We start from the raw sequence: 23,145 nt of genomic DNA on the forward strand, positions 1-23,145 counted from the left end.
CCTATGAGATTTTGCAATTTTAATTGTAAGGGGCTTCCCTATGCAAAAAATAAAATCAAGAAAACAATGAATCTGATTACGATTCTAATGTTTTCGTTGTTCATTCAAGTAAGTGCCGCCACTTCGGCACAGGATAAAATTTCACTTTCAGAAGCCAACACCAAGCTATCGGTTGTATTAGACAAAATCAGCAGGCAGTCTAAGCTCGATCTGCTGTACAATGCAAGCTTGGTGAGCAAATCGAAACTGATTACCGTAAAGCTGCGCAATGCCGATCTTGCCGAAGCATTAAACACCTGCCTCAAAGACCTGCCTTTAACCTACCTCATCCAATCGGGCACGATCATCATCAAAGACAAGCCTACAGAAACCGTAACACCCATAGAAACCCGAAAAGGGGCTGGCTACAAGATCAAGGGCATTATTAGAGACGAACTCGGGCAGGCTATCCCTGGAGCAACCATCCGCGTGGTGGGCTCGAAAGCAATGGCGCAATCAGACAACGATGGTAAATTTAGCATCGAAGTAGATCCTAACGACGTTTTGGAAATCGTTTATATGGGTTACAAAACCAAAACCATTGCTGTAAAAAACCAAACAGACCTTTTGATCGTCATGGAACCCGAAGCGGGAAGCTTAAACGAGGTATCGGTAGTTGGTTACGGCAAGCAGAAAAAGATAAGCGTGGTGGGCGCCTTAACTTCTATCAAACCAGAAGAACTGAAAGTGCCTACCAGTAATTTATCTAATGCCATTGCGGGCAAACTGGCCGGTGTAGTGGCTTATCAACGTACGGGCGAACCCGGTGCAGACGGTGCCTCCTTTTTTATCAGGGGTATTTCTACCTTTAGTGGCGCTACCAATCCCTTGATTATTTTAGACGGTGTAGCCATTTCGGCGGGCGATTTAAATGCCTTGGCTCCCGAAGTAATCGAGAGCTTCTCTATCTTAAAAGATGCCACGGCTACCGCCATTTATGGAACCCGAGGTGCCAATGGGGTAATGATCGTTACCACCAAAAGCGGTAAGGACCTGGAAAAAGCCAGGTTGAACATCCGTTTGGAAAACTCTTTATCAACCCCTACCAAAGTGCCTAAATTTGTAGATGGCGCTACCTTTATGGAGTTGTATAATGAGGCGGTAATCGGCAGAAGCACCTCTACCCCAACAACCGATTTCACTTATTCTCAGGAAAAAATAAACGGTACCAGAAACCATTTAAACCCCTATGTATTTCCTGATGTAGACTGGTATGGCGAAATGTTCAAGAACAATGCCCAAAACAGAAGCATCAACCTAAACTTTCAGGGCGGTGGCAAAAAGGTAGACTATTTTATGAGCGGAACCTTGAACATGGATAACGGTGTTCTTAAAAACTCAGACCTCAACTCTTATTCCAACAATATTTCTGTAAAGCGGTATTCTTTCCAAAATAACATCAATGCCAATTTAACCAATACCACCAAGCTCTCCCTTAAATTAAACACACAGCTTAGGGATTATAAAGGACCTGGTTTACTGGCCAGCGATATTTATAGCAATGCCATTAACGCCAATCCGGTAGATTTCCCGATTTTATTCCCTAATCCTACCGGAACAAAAAGCATTTATTTTGGAGGCAAAACCGGGGGCCGCGTTAACAACGGCTTTGTGAATCCCTATGCCAGAATGGTGAATGGCTACCGGAACGATTTTCAAAGTACCCTTTTGGCCATTGTTGACGGAGAGCAAAGGCTGGATTTCTTAACCAAGGGATTGTCATTTAAAGCCTTAGCCTCGTTCAAAAACTTCTCTCAAACTCAAACGGTAAGAACAAGGGGCATTAATCAGTATGAAGTTGCCAGCTATAGCACCAATCCAGACGGCAGCTATAAATACAACCTGTCGATGGTAGGCTCGCCACAATCGGAAACCTTGGCCACCACCAATACTTTTGGCGGCGACAGGACGATCTACTTCCAAACCTCTTTTGATTATTCGCGTACATTTGGCGAAAAGCACTCCGTTTCGGGCTTGCTTTTATACAATCAGCAAGAATACAATGCCAACCTCCCTTCCAGCTTTATCAACTCTTTGCCTAGAAGATCGCAAGGTTTTGCCGGAAGGGCAACCTATTCTTACGACAATAAATATTTAGCCGAATTTAACTTTGGCTACAACGGTTCAGAGAATTTTGCCGAAGGAAAAAGGTTCGGCTTCTTCCCATCTGCAGCGCTTGGCTACGTATTGAGCAACGAAAAGTTTTTCGAGCCCTTATCCAAAGTCATCAACCTGTTAAAGTTCAGGGGTTCGTGGGGATTGGTTGGAAACGACCAGATTGGATCTGACAGATTTGTTTACCTCTCAGACATTACCCTAACCGGACAAAGCTATACCACAGGCGTATCGCAGGATTATACCAAAAGCGGACCGGTTTACAACCGTTTTGCCAACCCGAACATTACTTGGGAAATAGCCGAAAAAATAAATTTGGGTATGGATCTGACGATTTTAAACAAGCTAAACTTAACAGTTGACGTGTTTAAGGAAAATCGCCGCAACATCTTCCTGACCCGCCAGGTTATACCTGATTTCTTTGGTACCACAGGTACTACCATTTACAGCAACTTGGGCAAAGTACTAAACAGGGGCATTGATTTGTCGGTTTCTTACAACGAAAACTTCGGCAAGGATTTCTCCATGGGCTTTAAAGGCACGTTTACTTTTGCCAGAAACAAAGTACTTTCTTATGATGAACCGGCCTTTACCAAATACAAAAACCTGTTGAGGCAAGGCTATCCTATCAATCAGCAATTAGGCTATGTAGCGCAACGCCTGTTTATCGACCAGGCAGAAATCAACAGAAGTCCAGTGCAACAGATAGGTGGTGTTGTTCAGGCTGGCGATATCAAATACCAGGATATTACCGGCGAGAATTTGATCAACAGCGACGATATGGTGCGTATGGGTTTCCCAACGGTTCCTGAAATTGTTTACGGATTTGGTCCAACCTTCAATTACAAAAAGTTCGACTTTTCGTTCTTCTTCCAAGGCGTAGCCAGAACCTCTTTCTTCTTAAGCGGCTTTCATCCGTTCGGAACAAGCGACCAGCGAAACGTGCTTTCTTTCGTAGCCGAAGATCACTGGAGCCCTTCAAACCCAGATATCTATGCCTCTTATCCTCGTTTAAGCAAGCTAGACAATCCGAACAATACGGCCAACTCGTCTTACTGGCTAAGAAATGGCTCTTTCCTCAAGCTGAGAAACATAGAAATGGGTTATCGTTTCAAGTTCGCCCGCGTATACCTGAGCGGTCTGAACGTACTTACCTTTTCAAAATTCAAGCTTTGGGATCCTGAACAAGGCGGAGGCGCAGGCTTAAGCTACCCTACTCAACGCGTATTTAATATTGGTTTACAAATGGGCTTTTAATGATTAAGATTATGAATAAGTTAAAATATATATTCCTTATTGTTGCTTTGATAACAATATCGAACACAGGCTGCAAGAAATTTCTGGATGTGGTTCCCGACGAAAGGCCAACCGAAGATGATGCTTTTAAGGACCCGATCGTGGCCGAGAATTTCTTGTATTCTTGCTACTCTTTTATCCCCAATCCAAGGGCTAGCGCCACTTCGCTCGACTTTATGACCAGCGACGAGGTTGTAACCGCATTCGAGCACGAAACATTCGCCAACTTTCCAAAAGGCACCTATACTGCTTCCAATCCGGTAATTACCTATTGGGCGCCTTTGTACAAAGGCATCAGAACCTGCTATATCCTTTTGCAGAATATAGACAAGGTGCCAGGCTTGCCCGACTACAAAAAGGCCGATTACAAGGCTCAAGCCAATTTTTTAATTGCCTATTATCATTTCTTGTTGGTTAGGATGTATGGCCCGGTGGTGATTATAAGAAACATTAAAGATGTAGAATCGAGTCCCGACACCTACGATGCCAGAAATACCTACGACGAATGTGTTAATTTCATCGTAGAAAAATTTGACGAGTCGGCTGCCGTTCTGCCTACTACCCGTACCGACAACAACGAATATGGTCTGGCTACTAAAATAGCAGCCAAATCCTTAAAATCTCGCATGCTTTTGTATGCGGCTTCTCCTTTGTTTAATGGCGGAGGTGGCCTGCAAGCCAGTTTTTATGCAAACTTTAAAGATACGGAAGGCAAACAGCTCATTTCTTCTACCTACGACAAGGAAAAATGGAAAAAGGCTATTGATGCTACCAAAGAAGCCATAGACCTTGCCGAAGCCAATGGCGCGGTGCTGTATTCAAATTCAACCGTAGCCGGTCTTCCATCCAACCAAACACAAAAAGACCTGAGGTACACTTTTGTTGACAAAACTTCGAAAGAGCTCTTATGGGTTGATACCAGACGAGAAGGCATCTATGATTTCCAAAACAAAAGCACGCCTTATTTAAATCCGGGTGCCTACGATGGCGTATCGCCTACTTTGGCTATGGTCGAAACATTCTACTCGGCCAATGGCCTTCCTATCGACAAGGATCCTGCGTTTAACTACAGTGGCCGATATAACATCGCTACAGGGCCGTTGGGCAACACGCTTTCGCTCAATTTAAATAGGGAGCCACGCTTTAATGCCTGGATTGGTTACCATAACAGCTACTACGAAATTAAGCGTGCCAATAACGTTACCCAGGTACAATTGCAGTTCAGAAAAAATGATGCACATGGCATTCAAACCAGAAGCAACAACTATCCGCCTACGGGCTACCTAAACAAAAAAGGAGTTAATCCTCAATTCGGGGCAGGCCAAACACAAGAGGCCCAGCCTACCATTGCAGAGTCTTATCCTTGGCCGATCATTAGGCTGGCAGAATTATACCTGAATTATGCAGAAGCCCTTATTGAATACAACCAAAACCTGCCATTGGCCAAAACCTATATAGACAAGGTAAGAACCAGGGCCGGCATTCCTACCATCGACGTGGCTTGGGCGCCAATTGGCGGTGCCAACGACCAAGCTACTTTGAGAAGCATTGTTAGGCAGGAAAGATCAATCGAATTGTACATGGAAAACCATCGCTTCTGGGATTTGAGAAGGTGGATGGATGCAGAAAGATTTTTGGGCGTTAAGGCCAAAGGCATGAACATCCAGGGAACTACAGATATCGATTTCTTCAAAGTGACAGAAATATCCTTCCCTAGAGTATTCAGGTCGCCGGCATTCTATTTAATGCCAATCCCTATCGCCGAAATCAACAAGGATAATAAACTAGTTCAGAACCCTGGATATTAAAATATATTATGAAAAAGATATTATATCTTATGCTGGCTATGTTTTGCTTAGCCGCATGCAAAAAAGATGAAACTAAGGTCAATGGCCCATCAGATATATCAAACGTAAGCGCAAAGCCTATTGTAGGTGGCGCCGTTATTAAATGGACTTTGCCTAAGGACAGTAATTTTCTATACCTGGAAGTGAGGTACGAGAAGAAAGGAAAAATCGTCACCACCAACGTGAGCAAATACACCGATTCGCTAGTCATTGATGGTTTGCTCAACAAATACCAGTATAAATTTGAGGTACAAGCCTTTAATGCCACCAAAACAGACAAGGTTGGTGGAGCTATACTCACCACAAATACCGTTACCCCCATCAGGAGAGGCATCAATACTGTTTACTCTAAAATTCCTGTCACCAATAGCATGATCGACACCTATACGCAGGAAACAACCGAGGGACCAAAGTCAAATCTGGTCGACGGAGATAAGGCCACCTACTGGCACTCGGCATGGTCGGCAAATGTGCAGCCACTTCCCCATTGGATCACCATAGCCTTTCCAACCGAAACGGAATTATCTCAAATCAGGTATTACTTTAGGCAAAACACCACCCTAACCGGTAGGCCTACGCAATTTGGCTTAGACACCAGTACTGATGGCGTAAACTACACCAGGGTTTGGACTTCGGCCAGTGGTCTGCCTGTTGGTACCGGGGTAGTAACTACAGAAAATATCCTGCAGCTCGACAAATCTTATAAATCCAAATATTTTAAAGTATTGATTTTAGCTGCAAGTGGCAATCCTACTTTTACCACTTTGGGCGACATGAGTTTTTATACCGCTATTTTAACTGATCTCGAATTGGCTGCCGAACAAAATTATTAGGCAATCTCAAAAACGAAAAGGGGCGAAAATTTCGCCCCTTTTTTTATTTCAGTTTAATGTTCAGCGTTTTTTCCTGCTGATCTCTGATGATCTTTATTTCGGCAGCACTCAAAAACTGGCTTTTTTGGATAAGTTGTTGCAGTTCGAGTATAGAATTGACTTTTTCGTTGCCCCATGCAATGATTACATCGCCTTTCTGCAATTTGTTTTGGCCAGCCAACGACTGTGGCAGCAGATTAATCAACAAAGCGCCATGATCGTCGTGCAAACCCGCAGCCGAGCGTTCGCCCAAGCTTTCTATGTTTTTGAAGGTAGCCCCCAACCAAGCAAAGGTAGCCCCTTGTTGCTGACTGGCCAATGCCTTTATCGGTCTGATCGGTGGTTTGGTTGCCAGTTTCTTTAAGTTCGGTTCGGTTACGCCAAAATTCATCTCAAAATTTTTAAACCCTGTTTTCAATGCCGGCGAAGTTGGCCTCACGCGGTAATCGCCAGTATTGGCCGCTATAAATTGTGCATCGCCATAATTGCTGTTCGCATCAAGTCCCAGTTTTTGGGCAGCCGCTAAGCCTGCCTGCGAAAGGAAGAAATTCTCATCCACCTTTTTGCCCCAAGCATTCATCCCGATAGGCGCATAAGGCGTAGACACGATATTATGGGCAAAAGTATCGTCGCTGTTGCTGAACCACACATGCGGATGAAAAGTATTGTTGATGATGATGTTATTGATTACGGTACGGTGATAGCCTTCCCGGAGTTTCAATCCACCACTTAAGCACACGTTGTTATAGATCAAGTAATTGGTGCTTCCATCGTCCAGGTCAATATCCCAGCCATGGTCGCACTGAAAACGGTTATTGCGCAGTACAATGGGGTCGATTACATCCAAATATTCAATTCCAGGCCTTGCAGCTACAATACTGTCTACCACTTTTCTTCCCGGGCGCCAATAGCGATCGCGACCCCAAGAGTTAAATGCCCCATGGTCGCCTGTTTCCAACACCGTATTAAATACATCGTTAAACTCGATGATATGGCCACCCCAAGTGCCTTCACTTACATTAATACCTGCCCTTGGCACATCGTAAATGGTATTATGGCTGATGGTGATATGCGCTGCCATCGAGATTTCGGTTCCGGCCACTTGCTTTTCGATGGTACCAATGTGATGAATAAGATTGCCGTTTGCCGAGCAATACTGCGGATAATTGTCGCTTTTTGGACCTTTGGTAAAATCCATCTGTGTCCAAGGCACAAAATTTTCGTACCTAAAAGCAGGCGACCGTACGGCATCGGCACTGCCCACAAATGAAATGGCACTTGCCCCGATGTTATAAATGTGGTTGTCTTTGAGCTGATTATTCTTGTTGTAATTGCTTACAAAAATGGCATTGCCACCCAATTCGTAAAAATTACAGCCAGTAACCGTAATTTTCTCCGTTCCATCCAACAAAAGTGCACCTCCACGGTAAATGGTCCAATCGCTGCGCAACAAGGGTTCCTTGGTGAACATAAAACTCCTGGCGGTTTGGGTAAAGTCTATTTCGGCAATGCTGATGTTTTGAACTGGCTTTGCACGATCTCCTACGATATGGATCAAGTCTGTTAAATTGCTGATGGCAAAATCGGCTTTGGTCAGATCTAAGTTTTTGGGTGGATAGAAATAGAGTGTTTGTTCTGCCTGGTTATAGTACCACTCGTTGGGTGCATCCAATTCTTCGAAAATATTCTCTACAAAGCGGTGCTCCTTGTTCATGGCCGAAGGGCGGTTGTTTTGCCAGCCCCCCACATAATCCAGTTTATCGCCTGTTTTACCCGTAATCTCAAAATGAAAGCCACCCCATTCGCCAGCGTGCAAGGCATGGATATAGCCTCCCTTGGGGTTTTGCCAACGGGCAATCCTCTCTTTGGCCAAGGCATCGGCAGCCGTACCGTTAAAAATCCTTGCTTTTTCGTCGAAATTCGGGTAACGCGCCATGGGCAACACCTTTCCATTCAGAAACAGCCGATCAGGATTGACAGCCGACGCTAAGCGAGCTTTATAAATTCCGTCGCGATAAGGCGTCCATTGGAGGCTTACTTTTTTTCCGCCACTAAAAACTACTTTTTCATGCTGGTAGGACTGTATTTTTAATGAACGCGACGTAATGCTTTTGTTCGAAATTGTTACCGTCTGGTCAAACACATAGGTCCCTTTCCTGAAAAGGATTTCTACTGCTTCGCCTTTAAGGCTTTGCGCTTTTTGAAGTGCGCCTTGTAGTGTTTTTAAAGGCTGGTTTAGGCTTCCGATTTGAGTGTCGTTGCCAACAGGCGATACAAAAAGCTTTTTTTGCGCCCATAAAAAGCTGGGCAATATGCCCAAGCAAAGCATCAACAATTGTTTTTTCATAGGTGTAGGTATTGTTTAGCCAACAAGATACAAACAAGCCCCGAGCTTTTGCAGGGGGCTTGCCTAGTTATTTAGTGCTGCTTAATCACAATCAGATAGCCTTTGGCCTTAGGCACTGTAATTTCGCTATTGGCGGTAAGCTGTTGCGCCTGTTGAAAGTTAGTAACTCCTGGAATATTAATACTGGCTTTTGCCGGATCGATGCCTAGTTTTTGCCAATCGATGTTCAAGGTAACTTTCTCATCTTGGTCTGCCCAACTGGCTATGGCCACCAAAGCTGCGCCTTGTTTTTTATAAACCGTAGCCAAAACCTGCGGATTGCTGGTTTTAACCGGGCAATTTGTAGACCAGTAACCAATCATCTTGGTGCCTTTCATGCCGAAATCGTCCCAAACTTTCCAAATCGGTCTTGGATCGTTGTTGCCCGACCAAGGCAGTCTGTTGGTCATGCCATAAATCATGCCTCGCCATTGGTTGCCGCCATCTTGCAGCATTTCGCCCATCAAGCCAAACGGAATACCGCTTACTTCGGTCAGGAAGAAATCGGGTTTGTTCTTTTCGTAGTCGAAATATTCGCCAAACCACAAACGGTTCAGGTAAGGAAAATGTTCCATGTACAAATTGGCGCTGTTGTTAAAGCCATCGCTCTTGTTGTATTGGTTGGCCGAGTGTAGGTCGATAATACCCGGATGGCCATCTTGCGTCAATACGCGCTTGATGCGTTTCATCGTAATGCGATCAAAAGCCACATCATCCAAATAAATGCCGTCGATGCCCACATTTTTGGTCAGCCAGTTCATGCCCTCTACATAATAGTTGTGCCAACGGCTCATGCCGCTGTTTACAATGGCTGCATCTTTGATTTCGGGTACAAACCAGGCTGCAATGTAATCGTCTTTTACGTGTTCCTGTAACCAAGAAAAGCCTCCCCCCTTGCCTGGCGAGTAGATTTCGTGACCCAAGCTGCGCATCGGGAAAGTTTCGTAGGCGCGGTTAGACAGCTCGCGAACGGTGTTATAGATTTTCACTTTTAGGCCTTTGCTGTGCGCCTCGGCAATGTAGCTTTTCATTTTGCCGTATTCGATAAACGGATAGTTGATCCAAGGGTTAATTGGCGTAGCATGGTGGATGTTGACCACCGTAGCGCCAGTAGCCTTGATGCTATCTATCGAATTGTACTTATGGTAAAAGCGGTTCTCCCATTGAAAATCGGTGTTAATGGTGTGGAAAGGGGTAATCAATAGTGTAAAGTTGTAATATTGCACCTCTCCTTTTTTCATTTCGCGTTCGCCGGTATAGTTATTGGCCAGCATCGAACTGCCTTTAATGCCGATGCTTACGCCGCCTTTATTGCCATTGCCCCAAGAAGTTGGGAGCAATAAAGGTTTTTGCAGGTAGAAATTGGTGTTTAACGGACGGACATATTTCTCGTCGCGAAGCGAATACTGCAAGCCAGCATTTACATTGCCCAACCAAGCACCATCCTGGTTTTTATTGGCTACATCCCACTTCCATTCAAATTTTTCGGGGCGTTCGCCACCTTTTTGGCCGAAGCCCATCAAATAGGTAGCGGCTGTTTTGTTAAACGGAATGTGCATGGTTACGTCTTTTAAATCGAGGTCTTTCAATGCCGTAACTTTAACCGTATACGACATAAAGCCGTCAAACTCCAAGCTTCCTGCGATGTCCATTTGCAGACTGTCGTTCGCACTGGTGGTTTTCCATTGCACCGTTCCGGCTTCCTTTTTGGTGAATTCTACCCCGCCATCTTTCAATACGATGTTTTTGCCATCGGCTTTGCGCACAAAATGGAAATGGATATTTTCGGCCAATAAATTATTTGGTGTGGTGGTATAATCGGTCATTTCAGGACTAAAAAACGTCTGGATCTGTTTTGGAAAACCGTTTTTATCCAGTTCTACCTTACGTCCCAACAAACTAATGCTCGTTCCCTCTACCTTTAAAGGCGTATAAGGCGCAATTACCGTATTGCTTTGCGCCAAAGTAGAGTTTAGCCAAGTCAGGCGAGTTTGTTTCCAAGGTTCATTGATGCCGTTTTCCTTGCTCACGCGTGCATCAACCTTTAAGCTGATTTTGATGCTTTGCACAGGCGCGTTGGCCACCGATACCTCTACCGTGCCTGTGTAGGTTCCGGCTTTGGTGGCAGTAGGTACGTTAAGCAGGCACCACAAGGCCTGCACCTGATTTTGAGGCACATCAACTTCTTTGCTAAACGGCTTGCCATCGTAGGTGGTGCCATCGGTATTGAGGCAAGAAAAGAGCTGCGACGCTATTTTGTTACCCGATTTGTCTTTCAAATCACTGAATTTCAGCTTCACGTGCTGCAAATCCTTCAAGGCATAAATCCCTAACTGAAAAGAGAAGTTTTCGCCTCTTAAAGCTATATCTGCAAATGTTTTTTGAGGCCCATTGGCTATCCAGCGTTGCGGAATATCGTTCTTCATCACAATGGGGTACATCCTGTACTCTGGAAATACCAAGTAAGCGGGTTCGGCATGCTGCGCTTTTAGCTTGGCTACTTCGGCACTGGTTGCAATCACCTCCATCGGGTAAACGTTGTTAAAGGCATTGATCGATTCCAACTGGAGCGCTTTGGCATTAACAGGCATCAGTTCTGCATCTTTTGGGGCTATCCAATTGGGCAGCTTGCCTTGTTTCGGATAAATTCCTTTGGGATAGTTAGATCGGCCTTCGTTTTTGTAGGGCTGATAATAAATGTAATAAGTTCCGGCGCCACTGGTAGGCTCGAAACAAATGATGCCACGTTCTTTATTTAACAACAGCGGCAATATGTTTTCTATTTTTTTTCCGGTTTTGGCATCTTGTACAATAATTGCCTTTTGTTCGGGATTGGGATCGCTACGGCGCCATTCGATATTTACTTTGGCAATTTTTCCGGCACCGGTATAGCTGACCAATGCACGTTGGTTGCCCAAGGAATCGGCATTCCAGCCGTTGTTGCCAGCGGTGTATTTGACTTGCTGGGCATTAGCCCAAAAGGGAAATGTGCAGCCGAACAGCAACACAATAAGGTAGTTTTTCATGGATGAGGTTTTAAAAATTAACTGATGGTAAATTTAATTTTTTTCTACGTTGTTTAACAGTGTGGCAAAAATTAAGTCAAAAACGTTACAGCTACCATAATTTTGCTATTTTTGACCTTAGGGTAAATTCCACAGATGTCAGCAATTACGGTAAAAAGGTCGAAATTATTTTTTAAGCACATTAAAACGGCCTTCAAGCTGTTCAGAAAAAACGATCCTTTGCGTCTTGCCGGTGCAACAGCCTTTTTCGCCAATTTCGCCCTCCCGCCCATCCTGCTGATTTTGATTAGATTGTTTGGTTTTTTTGTAGACAGGAAGCTTTTGGCCAGACAGATTTTTGAAAGATTGGCCAGCATTTTAGACGACAGCAGCACCGATCAGATCAGGCAAACGCTCAGAAACATCAGGGGAATTGACCACAACTGGTGGGCTACCATTTTGAGTTTTGTGTTTTTCATCTTTGTGGCCACCACGCTCTTTAATGTCATCAAAAACTCGATGGACCAGATTTGGAAAATTGGCGTGAACGAAAAAATCGGTATCATGTTTAACCTCAAGTTAAGAGCACGCTCCATGGTGATTATTCTTTTGGCGGGCATCTTGTTTTTTGTAGGCCTTTTAACCGACAGCGTGCAGGCATTTATCGGCACCTACATCAATACCGCAGCCCCAACTTTTGGCAAAATATTTCTGTCTGTACTTAACCAGGCACTTTTTGTGGTTATCGTAACCGCTTGGTTCACGGTGTTGTTCCGGTTTCTTACCAATGGACGTCCCAGTTGGAAAGCATCGATACGCGGTGGCATCCTAACCGGCATTTTGTTTACGCTGGGCAAGTTTATTTTGCGCATTATGCTGCCTTTGAGCAACATTGGCAATGTGTACGGCGCTTCGGGCTCTATTGTACTGATTATGCTCTTTGTATTTTATTCGTCGTTTATCTTCTATTTTGGGGCCTGCTTTGTAAAGGTATTAAGCGATGCCGGCAGTAAGCCGATTAAGCCAATAAAAGGCGCTTTCCTTTACGAAATCAAAGAAATAGCCAAAGAAGAAGGCAAAGGTTAATTGGTACGCAAACCCACCTGCTCAAAACCCTGCATTTCGAAAACAGCCAATTTGTTCAGCAGATTGAGGTGCAGCGTTCCGAAGAAATTAAAGATGCCATCTTTGTTTTTGCCTTCAATGCAAATGGTTTCCTTCACAATTTCGCGCTGTGCCAGATTTTGGTCGGCCGTAATCATGTCTTCGTCCTGAATAACGAAATCATTGGCTTCGATGGCAAACTCTTTTAACAGGGCCAAAAAGCTCTGGCCATTCAACAATAGCTCTTTTAAATTCATGGCAATAAGGTTTAGGTTTGTGACTGACAAAACCGCATCAATTTTATTGCCAAAAAAAATGGATGGACCTTTTTTGGCCATCCATTCTTACAACTTTAAAGAGATATTGTTTTAAAACAATTTATAGGCTAGACCTAGGGTAAACAAATTGAGTTTGGTCGACTGTGTATAACCAGTAGAATTAAGCTTAGAAAGGCCCAATTCGTATCTTAAATCAACACCTATGCTACCGATATCAACACCGGCACCAAACTGCCAGGCAAAAGCCTGACCTTTGAACTTGCCATTAAATGCCGAAGCGGCCGCCTGCGAAAAATTTTGGTCTTCGTTAAGCACAAACGAAACAACCGGACCTGTATTGAGCCTTAAGCCTACACCGGCTGCACCAAATTTAGTACCCACCAATACCGGTACGTCTAAACTGGTAAACTTAACCTTGTTTTCTTGTCCAGCGGCATTTTGCAAGGTTGCATTTTTGCCCGAAAGGTACAGTTCTGGTTGCAAGTGCAGTCCGGCGGCGCCAATACGGGCCCAAAGGCCAACATAATAGCCAGCACGGTTATCGCTGCTGAATGTATTTGAGGTATTAAATTTAGAAAGGTTCATCCCTCCTTTTAGGCCGAGCTGGAAAGAAGGCACCGTTTGGCTAAAAGCAAGGCTGCTGGCGCAAAGCAGTACGAATAATAGGCTAATCTTTTTCATATTAAAGCATTGGGTTTCTAATGTTATTAACGTAAAGATAATATTTTAAATTGAAAGCTAAATTTTGTAGTTTTATCAGTACCCTTTGTTAATTTTCAAGTGTTTGTTTTTGAGTATTTTCCCTTCGTAAATGGAGTTTTCATTTAATATTTATGCGATTGTTTTGCTGGCCTGTGGCTGTACAACAATTGTTTTATCCAATTACATTTACAGAAGAGGCGGAGAAGCCGTAAAGTGGTTCTCTATGATGATGCTCTCTAACGCCATTTGGTCTACAGCCTATGGTTTCGAGCTGGCCAGCAGCACCTTAAGCCAGATCAAGTTTTTAATCAATATCGAATACATCGGCATTGCCACCCTGCCTTTAAACTGGTTTTTGTTCTGCCTCAGCTTTTGCGACAAGGAATGCTGGTACAAAAAACGATTAAACCTTGCGCTCATTCTGATTGCGCCCATCGTCACGATATTGATGGTTTGGACCAACAGCTATCATCACCTGCACTACAAGCACATTGAAATTGCGACCGATGGCCCTTTTCCGATGGTGGCTATTACCCCTGGCATCTGGTACCGCATCTTTACCATTTATTTTTACCTGTTGCTGGCTTGTGGCTGCTACCTGATTTTGATGAAGTTCAGGACTTCCGATCCCATTTACAAAAAACAGAATTACAGTATTGTGATTGCGGCATTTATACCTTGGCTGGCCAACATGAGCTATCTGCTCGGATTGAGGCCGTTTGCCCATTTGGATATTACGCCCTTTGCCTTTGTGCTTACTTCTTTTTTCATCCTGATTGGCATTTACCGCTTCAAGCTGTTCGATATCATTCCCATTGCGCGCGAAAAGGTGCTGGAACTGATGCAAGACGGTTTTTTCGTACTCGACCAGCAGAACCGCATTATCGACTATAACAAATCCATACAGCGCTATATTTCGATAGCCAAAGACCAAAAAATTATAGGAACGCAATTAGAAAAGATTTTTCCGAACCAGCCTTATTTCTTCGAGCGCATCAAGAACCACCAATCGGGCAAGATAGAGCTGGATGTAACACTCGAAAACAAAATACTTTACCTCGAAGCCGATATCCTTTTTTTGGTCGACAATAAGATCAACAACGATTTTACCATTATCAAGCTTCAGGACTTGACCAATTTTAAAAGAGAGGCCATACGTACCAAAGAGCAGGCCAATGAGCTGGAAAAGCTGAACCAGCTTAAAGACAGGATATTTTCTATTATTGCCCACGATTTGCGGGGTCCGTTGGTTAACCTTTCTGAAGTGCTTAAAATGATTGCCAACGACCAGATTACCCGCGAAGAATTTAAAAGCATCTCGCCTACGTTGAGCAAGGATATCATTTACACCACCGATTTGCTGGAAAACATTCTGCATTGGTCGAGAAGCCAGCTTAAGGGCTTTGGCATCAAAAAGGAGTTTTTCAACCTGCGCAACCTCATCATCAACGAAATCAATTACCACCTGCCCGCTGCTACCACCAAGAAGATAAAAATCATCCACGATGTTTTTCCTGGCGAGATGGTTTATGCCGATATCCTGATGATCCAGATCGTGATGCGCAACATTTTAAACAATGCCATTAAGTTTTGCCACGAAAACTGCGAGATACACATCACTGCCGTATACCAACGCAACGGCACCATGCTGGTGTGCATACAGGACAACGGCGTTGGCATTCCGGCCCATGTGCTGGAGCGTTTGTTCAAAAATGAAAACATCACCACCCGAGGCACTTTTAACGAAAAAGGAACGGGTATTGGCCTGATGGTGTGCAAGGATTTTATGATCCGCAACGATGGCGACATTACGGTAAGCAGCCAGGAAGGCCAAGGCGCCAAATTTTGCCTGAGCCTGCCTACTTCCAAATAAAAAAGGCTCCGATGGGGAGCCTTCTTGTTATTATTTCTGACCTGTTGCTTCGTTAATGGCCTGTTGCTCTTTGAGCGCTTCTACGTTGTTTTTATTACCAAAATTGGTGGTTTTATCGGCAAAATAGGCCAAGATATCCACGATGGTATCGAGGTTGTCGGCCACCCGCTGGTGCATGTCGGGCAAGTCTTTTTCCAGTTTTTTATCGCCCAGCTCTATATTGTCTACTTCAATCTTTCCAATTTTTTGGATAATGGCCTGCTGAGAGTGTTGCAAGTCTTCAAGTTCCCTTACAATCTTTTCCATTAATTCAAACTTCTTTAAGGTATCCATATGCTTTTCTAATTAAGGTTTAACAATATGTTTTGCCTCAATAGAACCAATTACCTTGCCAAAAAGTTTGACCCACAACTAATTTGTGTCTGAGAAATTTGGAGATTAAACAAATAACTAATAATTTAGTTAAAAATAATCGATGATGAGAAACTGGCTTCCCTTTTTGTTTGTATTGCTATTTTGCAAAAGTTTAACTGCCCAAACTGTTAGTATTGATAAGGAGAAATTATTGGAATATTACCAAAGTCAGCGTTATGCCGAGGCTGCCCAATATCTGCAAAGCATCTACCCTAGCGATACGCAAGACATAAAGGCACTGGGCCAAATGGCCTACTGCAACATGATGTCGGGCAAACTGCCTGATGCCGAAAAAAACTACTTACAAATCAACACCTTACAGCCCAATAGCCTGCCTGTGCTGTTCAGCCTTACCAATATCAATACCAGAAGGGGCAACAACGCCAAGGCCAGAAGTTATTTAGCGCAGATCATCTCGATAGACAGCACCAATTTTAATGCCTACAAACAGTTGGCAGGACTTACCGATAGCAGCGGGCTCAAACTGGCTTACCTCAAAAAAGCCAATGTATTAAATGCAACAGATGCCGATGTAGCTTACGACCTGGCTACGGCTTACCGCAACGATAAGCAATACGAACCGGCCTACAATGTACTCAAAATAGCCATTGCAGCTGATACGGGCAATTTCATCTTGCAACAGACCCTATTGCCCATGGCCAACCAACTGGGCAAATACAAAGAAGTAATTGCCGTTGGCGAGAAGTTGTTGCAAAACGATGCCGATGCCAACGTAATGAAGGATGTAGGCAAAGCCTATTTCTTTTTAAAGAACTACCAAAAATGCCTGAGCCTTTACAAAGTACTGGAAGATGCCGGTACCGTTAACGAAGCCATTGTGTATTACATGACCTTGAGCTACCGCGAGCTGAAGAACTATGAAATGGCCCTTGTATACGCCAAAAAGACCATTGACGAAGGCATATCGACGAATACGACAGCCTACTACGGCACCCTAGCCGGCATTTATGAAGAAAAGAAACAGTTTGCCAATGCACTTACGGCCTATAAAAGAGGCCTCACCTTTAGCAGCAGCAATTCGATTTATTACAGGATGGGCTTATTGTACGATTTAAGTCTGAAACAGGCCAAAAATGCACTGACCTATTATAACCTTTACCTCAAAGGCAAACCAGACCCTGAAAAAGACAAGGAGCAAATTGTTTATGTAAAAGCGAGGATAGAAGCTTTGACCAATCCAAAAGAAGCGGTTACGAAATAAAAATCAAATTCTTCTCCCTTGGGGGGAGATTAAAAATTCAGCACAAAAAGAATTTACTAAAGCGCCTCGAAAATAGGCTTTACATCGCTCCAAAACTGATCGAGGGCAATGAGGCGTGGTTTGAGGAAAGAGATAATTGCGGGCCAATCTTCTTGTTTAAAGATACTTACTCCTTCCGTAGTTTTCGCAATGCGACTTAAGGGCTGGCTATAATCGTTCGTGGTATTGGCCTGCCATTCCCATTCTTCACCAAGGGCATCGGCGAGCAAAAGTTTTACGGCTTGGAATTGTTCAAAGTAAAGCTCTCTTAAGCCGGCGTCGGGATGAGCCAATTCAATGGCAATGCTGGCGCCTCGTTTAACGGCATCCATTCTAAAGAAAATATGTTTGACACCGGTTTTGTAATTAACCCAGTTTACAGGCATCCCATCGGCCGACGGGATAGGCTTCATGTATTTGTCAAAGGTAATCCAAAAAGACTGGCGTATTTTTGAGGCTTCTTCTTTGCTGTACATTAATGAGTTGCCTTGTCCATCAAGCGGGCTACATATTTACCAATGATATCAAATTCGAGGTTAACGGTATCGCCTACCTTTACCTCCTGCAGGTTGGTATGTTCGAAAGTATAGGGAATGATGAATACAGAGAACTCGTCTACTTCCGAATTAACCACCGTAAGGCTAATCCCGTTTACACAGATAGAGCCTTTTTCAACGGTTACGTTGCCTGTACTGCCATCATATTTAAATCGGTATTCCCAGCTGCCATCCAATTCGTTTACCAAAATACATTGCGCTGTTTGGTCTACGTGCCCCTGCACAATGTGGCCATCAAGGCGGGCATTCATTTGCATGCAACGCTCTAAATTTACCTTGCTGCCTAGTTTTAATTGGCCCAAGCTGGTTTTATTCAGGGTTTCTTCAATAGCCGTTACGGTATGCGAATGCCCATCGATAGCCACTACCGTTAAACAAACTCCATTGTGGGCAACGCTCTGGTCTATTTTCAGCTCATGGCTAATAGCTGATTGAATGGTAAAATGCAAGTTGTTGCCTTCGGCCACAACTTTCTCCACTTTCCCTAGGGTTTCGATAATTCCGGTAAACATCTTAAATATAGTTTTTCCTGTTCCTTAACCAGTTGCTTTGGCTTTGCTCGCTTTCGGCACTTTGGTTCAGGGCTGTTTTTTCTTGTTGCAACATCTTAACGGCTGTTAAAGCGGCCAACATGGCCTCTGCTTCGTTTTCGGTCTTTAAACTATCGGAATTAAAGTATTTACCCACAAAATGGGTATCAAATTTGCCCGAAGTAAAGGCCTCGTGTTGCATTACAAATTTACCAAAACCCAGGGTAGTTTGTATGCCCGTAATGTCATATTCGTCGATGGCACGGATCATGCGTTCGATGGCCTCTTCCCTATCCTTGCCATAGGTAATCAGTTTGGCAATCATTGGATCGTAATAAATCGGGATTTCCATGCCTTCTTCAAAACCATCGTCAACCCTTACGCCGTTGCCTTTTGGGGTGCGATAAGTTTGCAAAGTGCCTATATCGGGCAAGAAATTATTCAACGGATCTTCTGCATAAACACGCAGTTCCATGGCATGGCCATTAATTTTCAGGTCTTCCTGTTTAAAGCTCAATGCCTCGCCCCTGGCTATTTTAATCTGTTCTTTGACCAGATCCAGTCCGGTAATCATTTCGGTAACCGGGTGCTCTACCTGCAAGCGGGTATTCATTTCCAAGAAGAAGAAATCGAGGTTCTCGTCTAAGATAAACTCTACAGTACCTGCCCCCACATAATTTACCGAGCGGGCCACATCAACGGCACAACGGCCCATTTTTTCCCGAATTTCGGGTGTAAGCACAGCCGATGGAGCTTCTTCAATTACCTTTTGGTGCCTGCGCTGTACCGAGCATTCGCGCTCGAACAAATGCACAATATTGCCGTGGGTATCGCCCAGCACCTGGATTTCGATATGGCGAGGCGAGGTTACATATCTTTCGATAAACACCGACCCATCGCCAAATGCCGACGTAGCTTCGCTTACGGCCAAGTGCATCTGCTCGTCAAAATCGGCTACTTTTTCTACAATGCGCATGCCTTTACCGCCACCGCCTGCAGCGGCCTTGATCAAGATTGGAAAACCAACTTCAATGGCGCGTTGCTTGGCTTCTTCGATGTCGGTTATGGCCTCTTCGGTACCGGGTACCATCGGAATGTTATATTGGAGTGCAGCCGCTTTAGCCGAAAGTTTATTGCCCATGATTTCCATGGCTTCGGGCGTTGGGCCAATCAAAACCAGTCCGGCTTCTTTTACCGCCCGGGCAAAAGCTGCATTTTCAGACAAAAAGCCATAGCCTGGATGGATAGCCTGCGCACCTGTAACTTTGCAAGCTTCGATAATCTTTTCGCCAAGCAGGTAAGATTGGTTTGAAGGCGCTGGACCAATACAAATTGCCTCGTCGGCATACCGCACATGCAAAGCCGAGCGGTCGGCCTCAGAAAAAACAGCCACTGTTTTGATACCCATTTCTCTTGCCGAGCGCATGACGCGCAAGGCAATTTCGCCACGATTGGCCACTAATATTTTGTTCATACAGTATTTCGGTTGCCAGCTTGAGCCGGCAGTTTTCAATTCACAATTTAGCACGTTTATCCGCGAAAGGATAGCATATTTCCTGACGAAAGCTTTGTTGATCCTTACACATGCAGTCCCTTGATGTTGCTTATGGCCTGATCAATCATGGCCGAAGAAACATCTAAATGGGTCACAAATCTAATGGTTTTATCGGAAGTGCTGTTACACAAAATGCCTTTGCTTTCTAAAGCTCTGACCATATGGTCGGCTTTGAGGCCTTTTGCCACATCGAAAAGGACAATATTGGTTTCGACCGACATCACCGATTCTGCATAACTGGTTTGTTGCAAGGCTTCGGCTAAGGCTTTGGCATGCTGATGGTCATCGGCTAGGCGATTTACGTGATGGTCGAGCGCATAAATGCCCGCCGCCGCTAAAAATCCTGCCTGACGCATCCCTCCGCCCAGTACTTTCCTAATTTTTAAGGCTTTTTTAATGGTAGCCTTCGAACTAAGCAATACAGAACCCACCGGCGCGCCCAAGCCTTTTGACAAACAAACCGAAATGCCGTCGAAATAATGGCCATAGTCTTTGGCTTTATCGCCGGTGGCCACCAAGGCATTGAAAATTCTGGCGCCGTCTAAATGAAGCTTAATTCCTTTGATGGCACACAAATTATGAATGGGCTCGATTTGGCCAAGGGTATAGCATTTGCCACCACCCTTGTTTACGGTATTTTCGAGCACTACGAGGCTTGAATTAGGGTAATGGATGTTATCGGCGTTGATTTCGGGCTCGATCATTTCTGGCGTCAAAATACCTCTCTCGCCATTAAGCAAACGTACCGAAGCCATCGAATTGTAGGCAATGCCACCACCTTCGTAGCGATACACATGCGCCGTTTGGTCGCAAATGACTTCGTCCATAGGCTGGGTAAAGCACTTGATGGCAATCTGGTTGCTCATGGTACCCGAAGGACAAAACAACGCGGCTTCCATGTTGAACATCGCGGCCAGTTTTTCTTCTAAGGCATTAACGGTTTCGTCTTCGCCAAAAACATCGTCACCTACCTTGGCATTCATCATGGCATCGAGCATCCCAGGCGTTGGCTTGGTTACGGTGTCGCTCCTAAAATCTATTTTGTTCATTTGTTATCGGCATTAAAGGAATTAAGATAAAAGGAAATATCTAATCCGCCAGCAAATTAAAAAACTCCTTTGCAAAAAGCCTTATCGATTTTGTAATATTATCGGTAAAAAAACTATAAAACAACATTTAAGCAGCTAGTACTTGGCTCAGTGTTTTTTTAACCATTTAGGAATTAAGGCGACATTTAGGCATATGCGCCAGCTACAAACACAAACTTATTGATGCCCATAAATACCTTAATGTTTTTTCACCATTTAGGAGTTAAGACAACATTTAGGCATATATGCCAGCCACAAACACCAAGTTTAATGGCTCTAAATGCCTTAATGTTTAAACCTATCGTCAGTTTTAAGAAAGAAATAGTTAATCGGGTAGGGAATTAAAGAACTCGTTTACAAAAGGCTTCATCGACTTGGTAATGTTATCGGTAAAAAAGTTAATCAATAGACCTTGAGGTGCCCCTACCAATTTCATATAAGTCAAAATCTGTGCTTCATGAACCGGCAATAAACGTTCGATTGCTTTTAGTTCAACAACAACCAAATTATTTACCAGAAAGTCTAATCTTAATTCTGTATTTATCTGAATGCTATCATAAAACACGGGGACTATCAATTGTTGTTTCACGTCAAATCCATTCTTCAGCAATTCATAATACAAACACATTTCATAAACACTTTCAAGCAAACCCGGCCCAAGCGATTTATGAACCTTAATTGCACAACCTGTTACCTGATACGATAAAGCCGTAATATCCCTTTTTGTCATCTCCGTCCCTCCATTAAAACTTATAGGAATAAAAATAAGATTTAATTTTGTTACTTGCCAATAGTTGTTTTTCCACCATTTAGGAATTAAGGCAACATTTAGGCATATGCACCAGCCACAAACACCAAACTTAATGGTCCTAAATGCCTTAATGTTTTTTAACCATTTAGGAATTAAGGCAACATTTAGACATGTTGCCAGCCACAAACACCAGGCTTAATGAACCCAAATGCCTTAATGTTTTTAACCACTTAGGTTTCAAACCTTAATTTGCAATAAACTGATAAAACGCCGGAAATTCGCGTCGCCAAAACCATTCACTATGCTTGCCATCGGCTTTTTCTACCAGTTTTACTTCTTTGTTTGCCTTAAGGAACTGTTCTTTTTCAGTGCCCAGTAAGATCTGATAAACGCTTTCCATATCACGGGTCATCATTTGGCCTTCCAAGCCACCTGCCACCAGATAAACCTGATGGCCTTTTAAGGCAACACCAGCATTTTTAATATCGGCTTCGATGGCCTTGCCCAACCAGAATGCCGGAGAAAAAACACCCGCCTTCCCATAAACATTAGGATAGGCCACCATGGCATACATCGAAATCAAACCGCCCATCGAACTACCCGCTATTGCCGTGTGCTTACTGTCTTTTAAAGTTCGATAATGCTGATCTATATAAGGCTTTAAAGTTTCGGCCAAAAAAGCCACATAAGCTTTGCCCTTGCCTTTTCCATACTGACTATCGTAGGGATTATATTCTTTTAGTCTTTCACTTCCCCCATTCGCAACAGCCACCACGATGTATTCCTTTGCCCCTTTGGCAATCAGGCTATCCAATATTTCGTCAACTCCCCATTCGCCAAAGCCAGAGGTCGATTGATCGAACACGTTTTGTCCATCTTGCATGTATAAAACCGGATACTTTTTCTTCGATTTGGCATACGAAGGAGGCAAATAGATCCAAATACTTCTTTTGGCATGGAGCTGGGGCATTTCGAAGGCACTATCCAACAAGTGTACATTTGCCGTTGCGGTAGATTGGGGAGCTTCCTTTTTAAAGGCATCGGCCCAGGCTGCAACATTTAGCCGAATCAGCGTATCTTTTTTGAGCGTGAAACTTCGATTGGCGATGGCCTGTCCACTGCTAGCACTTTCCACCTTGTTCCAATGGCCACGGGTAATTTTAAACTCATAGTTTCCAAGGGGAAGAGATTTTTCTAAAACATAGCTGTCCGTCGTTTTCACCAGCTGACTATTGGCATCGTTGGGCGACCAGTTGTTAAAGTTGCCAGCCACAAAATAAGCAGGTTTCTCTTCGTTGGTTTTGGGCACATCAAGCAGTTCAAAACGAACTTTAACCTGGCCATTAACACCTAAAAAAGCCGCATGCAAAAGAACCAAAAACAAGATACGCTTCATAACAGTGAGGTTAAATTTGTTGCTTTGAGGTTATTTATTTGATGAAATGTGCCAATTTTCAAATCATTTAACAAAT

17 protein-coding genes are annotated in these 23,145 nt (G+C 43.9%); 6 read left to right on the forward strand and 11 right to left on the reverse strand.

All coding sequences use genetic code 11. The features are described 5' to 3' along the window. The first annotated feature begins 66 nt into the window (after positions 1–66). From VRU48_RS07890 to VRU48_RS07900, 3 genes are read left to right on the forward strand one after another with little or no spacing between them, the layout of a single operon-like run. Positions 67–3,411, forward strand: coding sequence for a TonB-dependent receptor (locus VRU48_RS07890; protein ID WP_330107377.1), 3,345 nt, complete (start codon positions 67–69; stop codon positions 3,409–3,411). An 11-nt stretch (positions 3,412–3,422) separates the two neighbouring features. After that, positions 3,423–5,258 carry a RagB/SusD family nutrient uptake outer membrane protein gene (locus tag VRU48_RS07895; RefSeq protein ID WP_330107378.1) on the forward strand — a complete coding sequence of 612 codons (1,836 nt, stop codon included), beginning with the start codon at positions 3,423–3,425 and terminating at the stop codon, positions 5,256–5,258. An 8-nt stretch (positions 5,259–5,266) separates the two neighbouring features. Continuing rightward, complete coding sequence (locus VRU48_RS07900; RefSeq protein WP_330107379.1) at positions 5,267–6,130, forward strand: discoidin domain-containing protein; 864 nt, start codon at positions 5,267–5,269, stop codon at positions 6,128–6,130. Between the two features lie 43 nt (positions 6,131–6,173). On the opposite strand, the gene VRU48_RS07905 is transcribed toward VRU48_RS07900, so the two are convergent. Both VRU48_RS07905 and VRU48_RS07910 read right to left on the reverse strand, forming a co-directional pair. Next, the gene (locus tag VRU48_RS07905) at positions 6,174–8,516 is read right to left on the reverse strand and encodes a PDZ domain-containing protein (RefSeq protein ID WP_330107380.1); all 2,343 of its coding nucleotides are present in this window, start codon (positions 8,514–8,516) and stop codon (positions 6,174–6,176) included. 71 nt (positions 8,517–8,587) lie between these two features. Then, the gene (locus tag VRU48_RS07910; RefSeq protein ID WP_330107381.1) at positions 8,588–11,581 is read right to left on the reverse strand and encodes a glycoside hydrolase domain-containing protein; all 2,994 of its coding nucleotides are present in this window, start codon (positions 11,579–11,581) and stop codon (positions 8,588–8,590) included. 135 nt (positions 11,582–11,716) lie between these two features. On the opposite strand from VRU48_RS07910, the gene VRU48_RS07915 reads away from it, so the two are divergent. Continuing rightward, positions 11,717–12,646 carry a YihY/virulence factor BrkB family protein gene (locus tag VRU48_RS07915; protein WP_330107382.1) on the forward strand — a complete coding sequence of 310 codons (930 nt, stop codon included), beginning with the start codon at positions 11,717–11,719 and terminating at the stop codon, positions 12,644–12,646. Here the strand turns inward: VRU48_RS07915 and VRU48_RS07920 are convergent. Both VRU48_RS07920 and VRU48_RS07925 read right to left on the reverse strand, forming a co-directional pair. Continuing rightward, on the reverse strand, positions 12,643–12,921 hold the full coding sequence (locus VRU48_RS07920) for a hypothetical protein (protein WP_330107383.1): 279 nt from the start codon (positions 12,919–12,921) through the stop codon (positions 12,643–12,645). The genes VRU48_RS07915 and VRU48_RS07920 overlap by 4 nt on opposite strands. 111 nt (positions 12,922–13,032) lie before the next feature. Further along, positions 13,033–13,623, reverse strand: a complete 591-nt coding sequence (locus tag VRU48_RS07925; RefSeq protein ID WP_330107384.1) for a porin family protein — start codon at positions 13,621–13,623, stop codon at positions 13,033–13,035. A 130-nt stretch (positions 13,624–13,753) separates the two neighbouring features. On the opposite strand from VRU48_RS07925, the gene VRU48_RS07930 reads away from it, so the two are divergent. Next, a complete protein-coding gene (locus VRU48_RS07930; protein ID WP_330107385.1) occupies positions 13,754–15,517 on the forward strand; it encodes a sensor histidine kinase in 1,764 nt (587 codons plus the stop codon). A gap of 30 nt (positions 15,518–15,547) precedes the next feature. On the opposite strand, the gene VRU48_RS07935 is transcribed toward VRU48_RS07930, so the two are convergent. Then, a complete protein-coding gene (locus VRU48_RS07935; protein ID WP_330107386.1) occupies positions 15,548–15,850 on the reverse strand; it encodes a hypothetical protein in 303 nt (100 codons plus the stop codon). Positions 15,851–15,992: 142 nt separating this feature from the next. Here VRU48_RS07935 and VRU48_RS07940 point away from each other — a divergent pair, with 142 nt between their 5' ends. Then, positions 15,993–17,153 (forward strand): tetratricopeptide repeat protein, encoded by a 1,161-nt coding sequence (locus VRU48_RS07940; protein WP_330107387.1) that lies wholly within the window; start codon positions 15,993–15,995, stop codon positions 17,151–17,153. Positions 17,154–17,209: 56 nt separating this feature from the next. On the opposite strand, the gene VRU48_RS07945 is transcribed toward VRU48_RS07940, so the two are convergent. The 6 genes from VRU48_RS07945 to VRU48_RS07970 form a co-directional block, all read right to left on the reverse strand. After that, entirely contained in the window at positions 17,210–17,668 is a 459-nt protein-coding gene (locus VRU48_RS07945) for a DUF4268 domain-containing protein (protein ID WP_330107388.1), read from the reverse strand. After that, positions 17,668–18,261 (reverse strand): riboflavin synthase, encoded by a 594-nt coding sequence (locus tag VRU48_RS07950; RefSeq protein WP_330107389.1) that lies wholly within the window; start codon positions 18,259–18,261, stop codon positions 17,668–17,670. Before VRU48_RS07950 ends, VRU48_RS07945 begins: the two co-directional genes overlap by 1 nt. Before the next feature lies 1 nt (position 18,262). Further along, positions 18,263–19,753, reverse strand: coding sequence for an acetyl-CoA carboxylase biotin carboxylase subunit (accC, locus tag VRU48_RS07955; protein WP_330107390.1), 1,491 nt, complete (start codon positions 19,751–19,753; stop codon positions 18,263–18,265). Positions 19,754–19,857: 104 nt separating this feature from the next. Next, on the reverse strand, positions 19,858–20,883 hold the full coding sequence (locus VRU48_RS07960; RefSeq protein WP_330107391.1) for a threonine aldolase family protein: 1,026 nt from the start codon (positions 20,881–20,883) through the stop codon (positions 19,858–19,860). 364 nt (positions 20,884–21,247) lie between these two features. Next, entirely contained in the window at positions 21,248–21,859 is a 612-nt protein-coding gene (locus VRU48_RS07965; RefSeq protein ID WP_330107392.1) for a GxxExxY protein, read from the reverse strand. A 58-nt stretch (positions 21,860–21,917) separates the two neighbouring features. Further along, the gene (locus VRU48_RS07970) at positions 21,918–23,069 is read right to left on the reverse strand and encodes an alpha/beta hydrolase-fold protein (protein WP_330107393.1); all 1,152 of its coding nucleotides are present in this window, start codon (positions 23,067–23,069) and stop codon (positions 21,918–21,920) included. Between the last annotated feature and the right edge of the window lie 76 nt (positions 23,070–23,145).

Source organism: Pedobacter albus, from assembly GCF_036324255.1.
Taxonomy (GTDB): Bacteria; Bacteroidota; Bacteroidia; order Sphingobacteriales; family Sphingobacteriaceae; genus Pedobacter; species Pedobacter albus.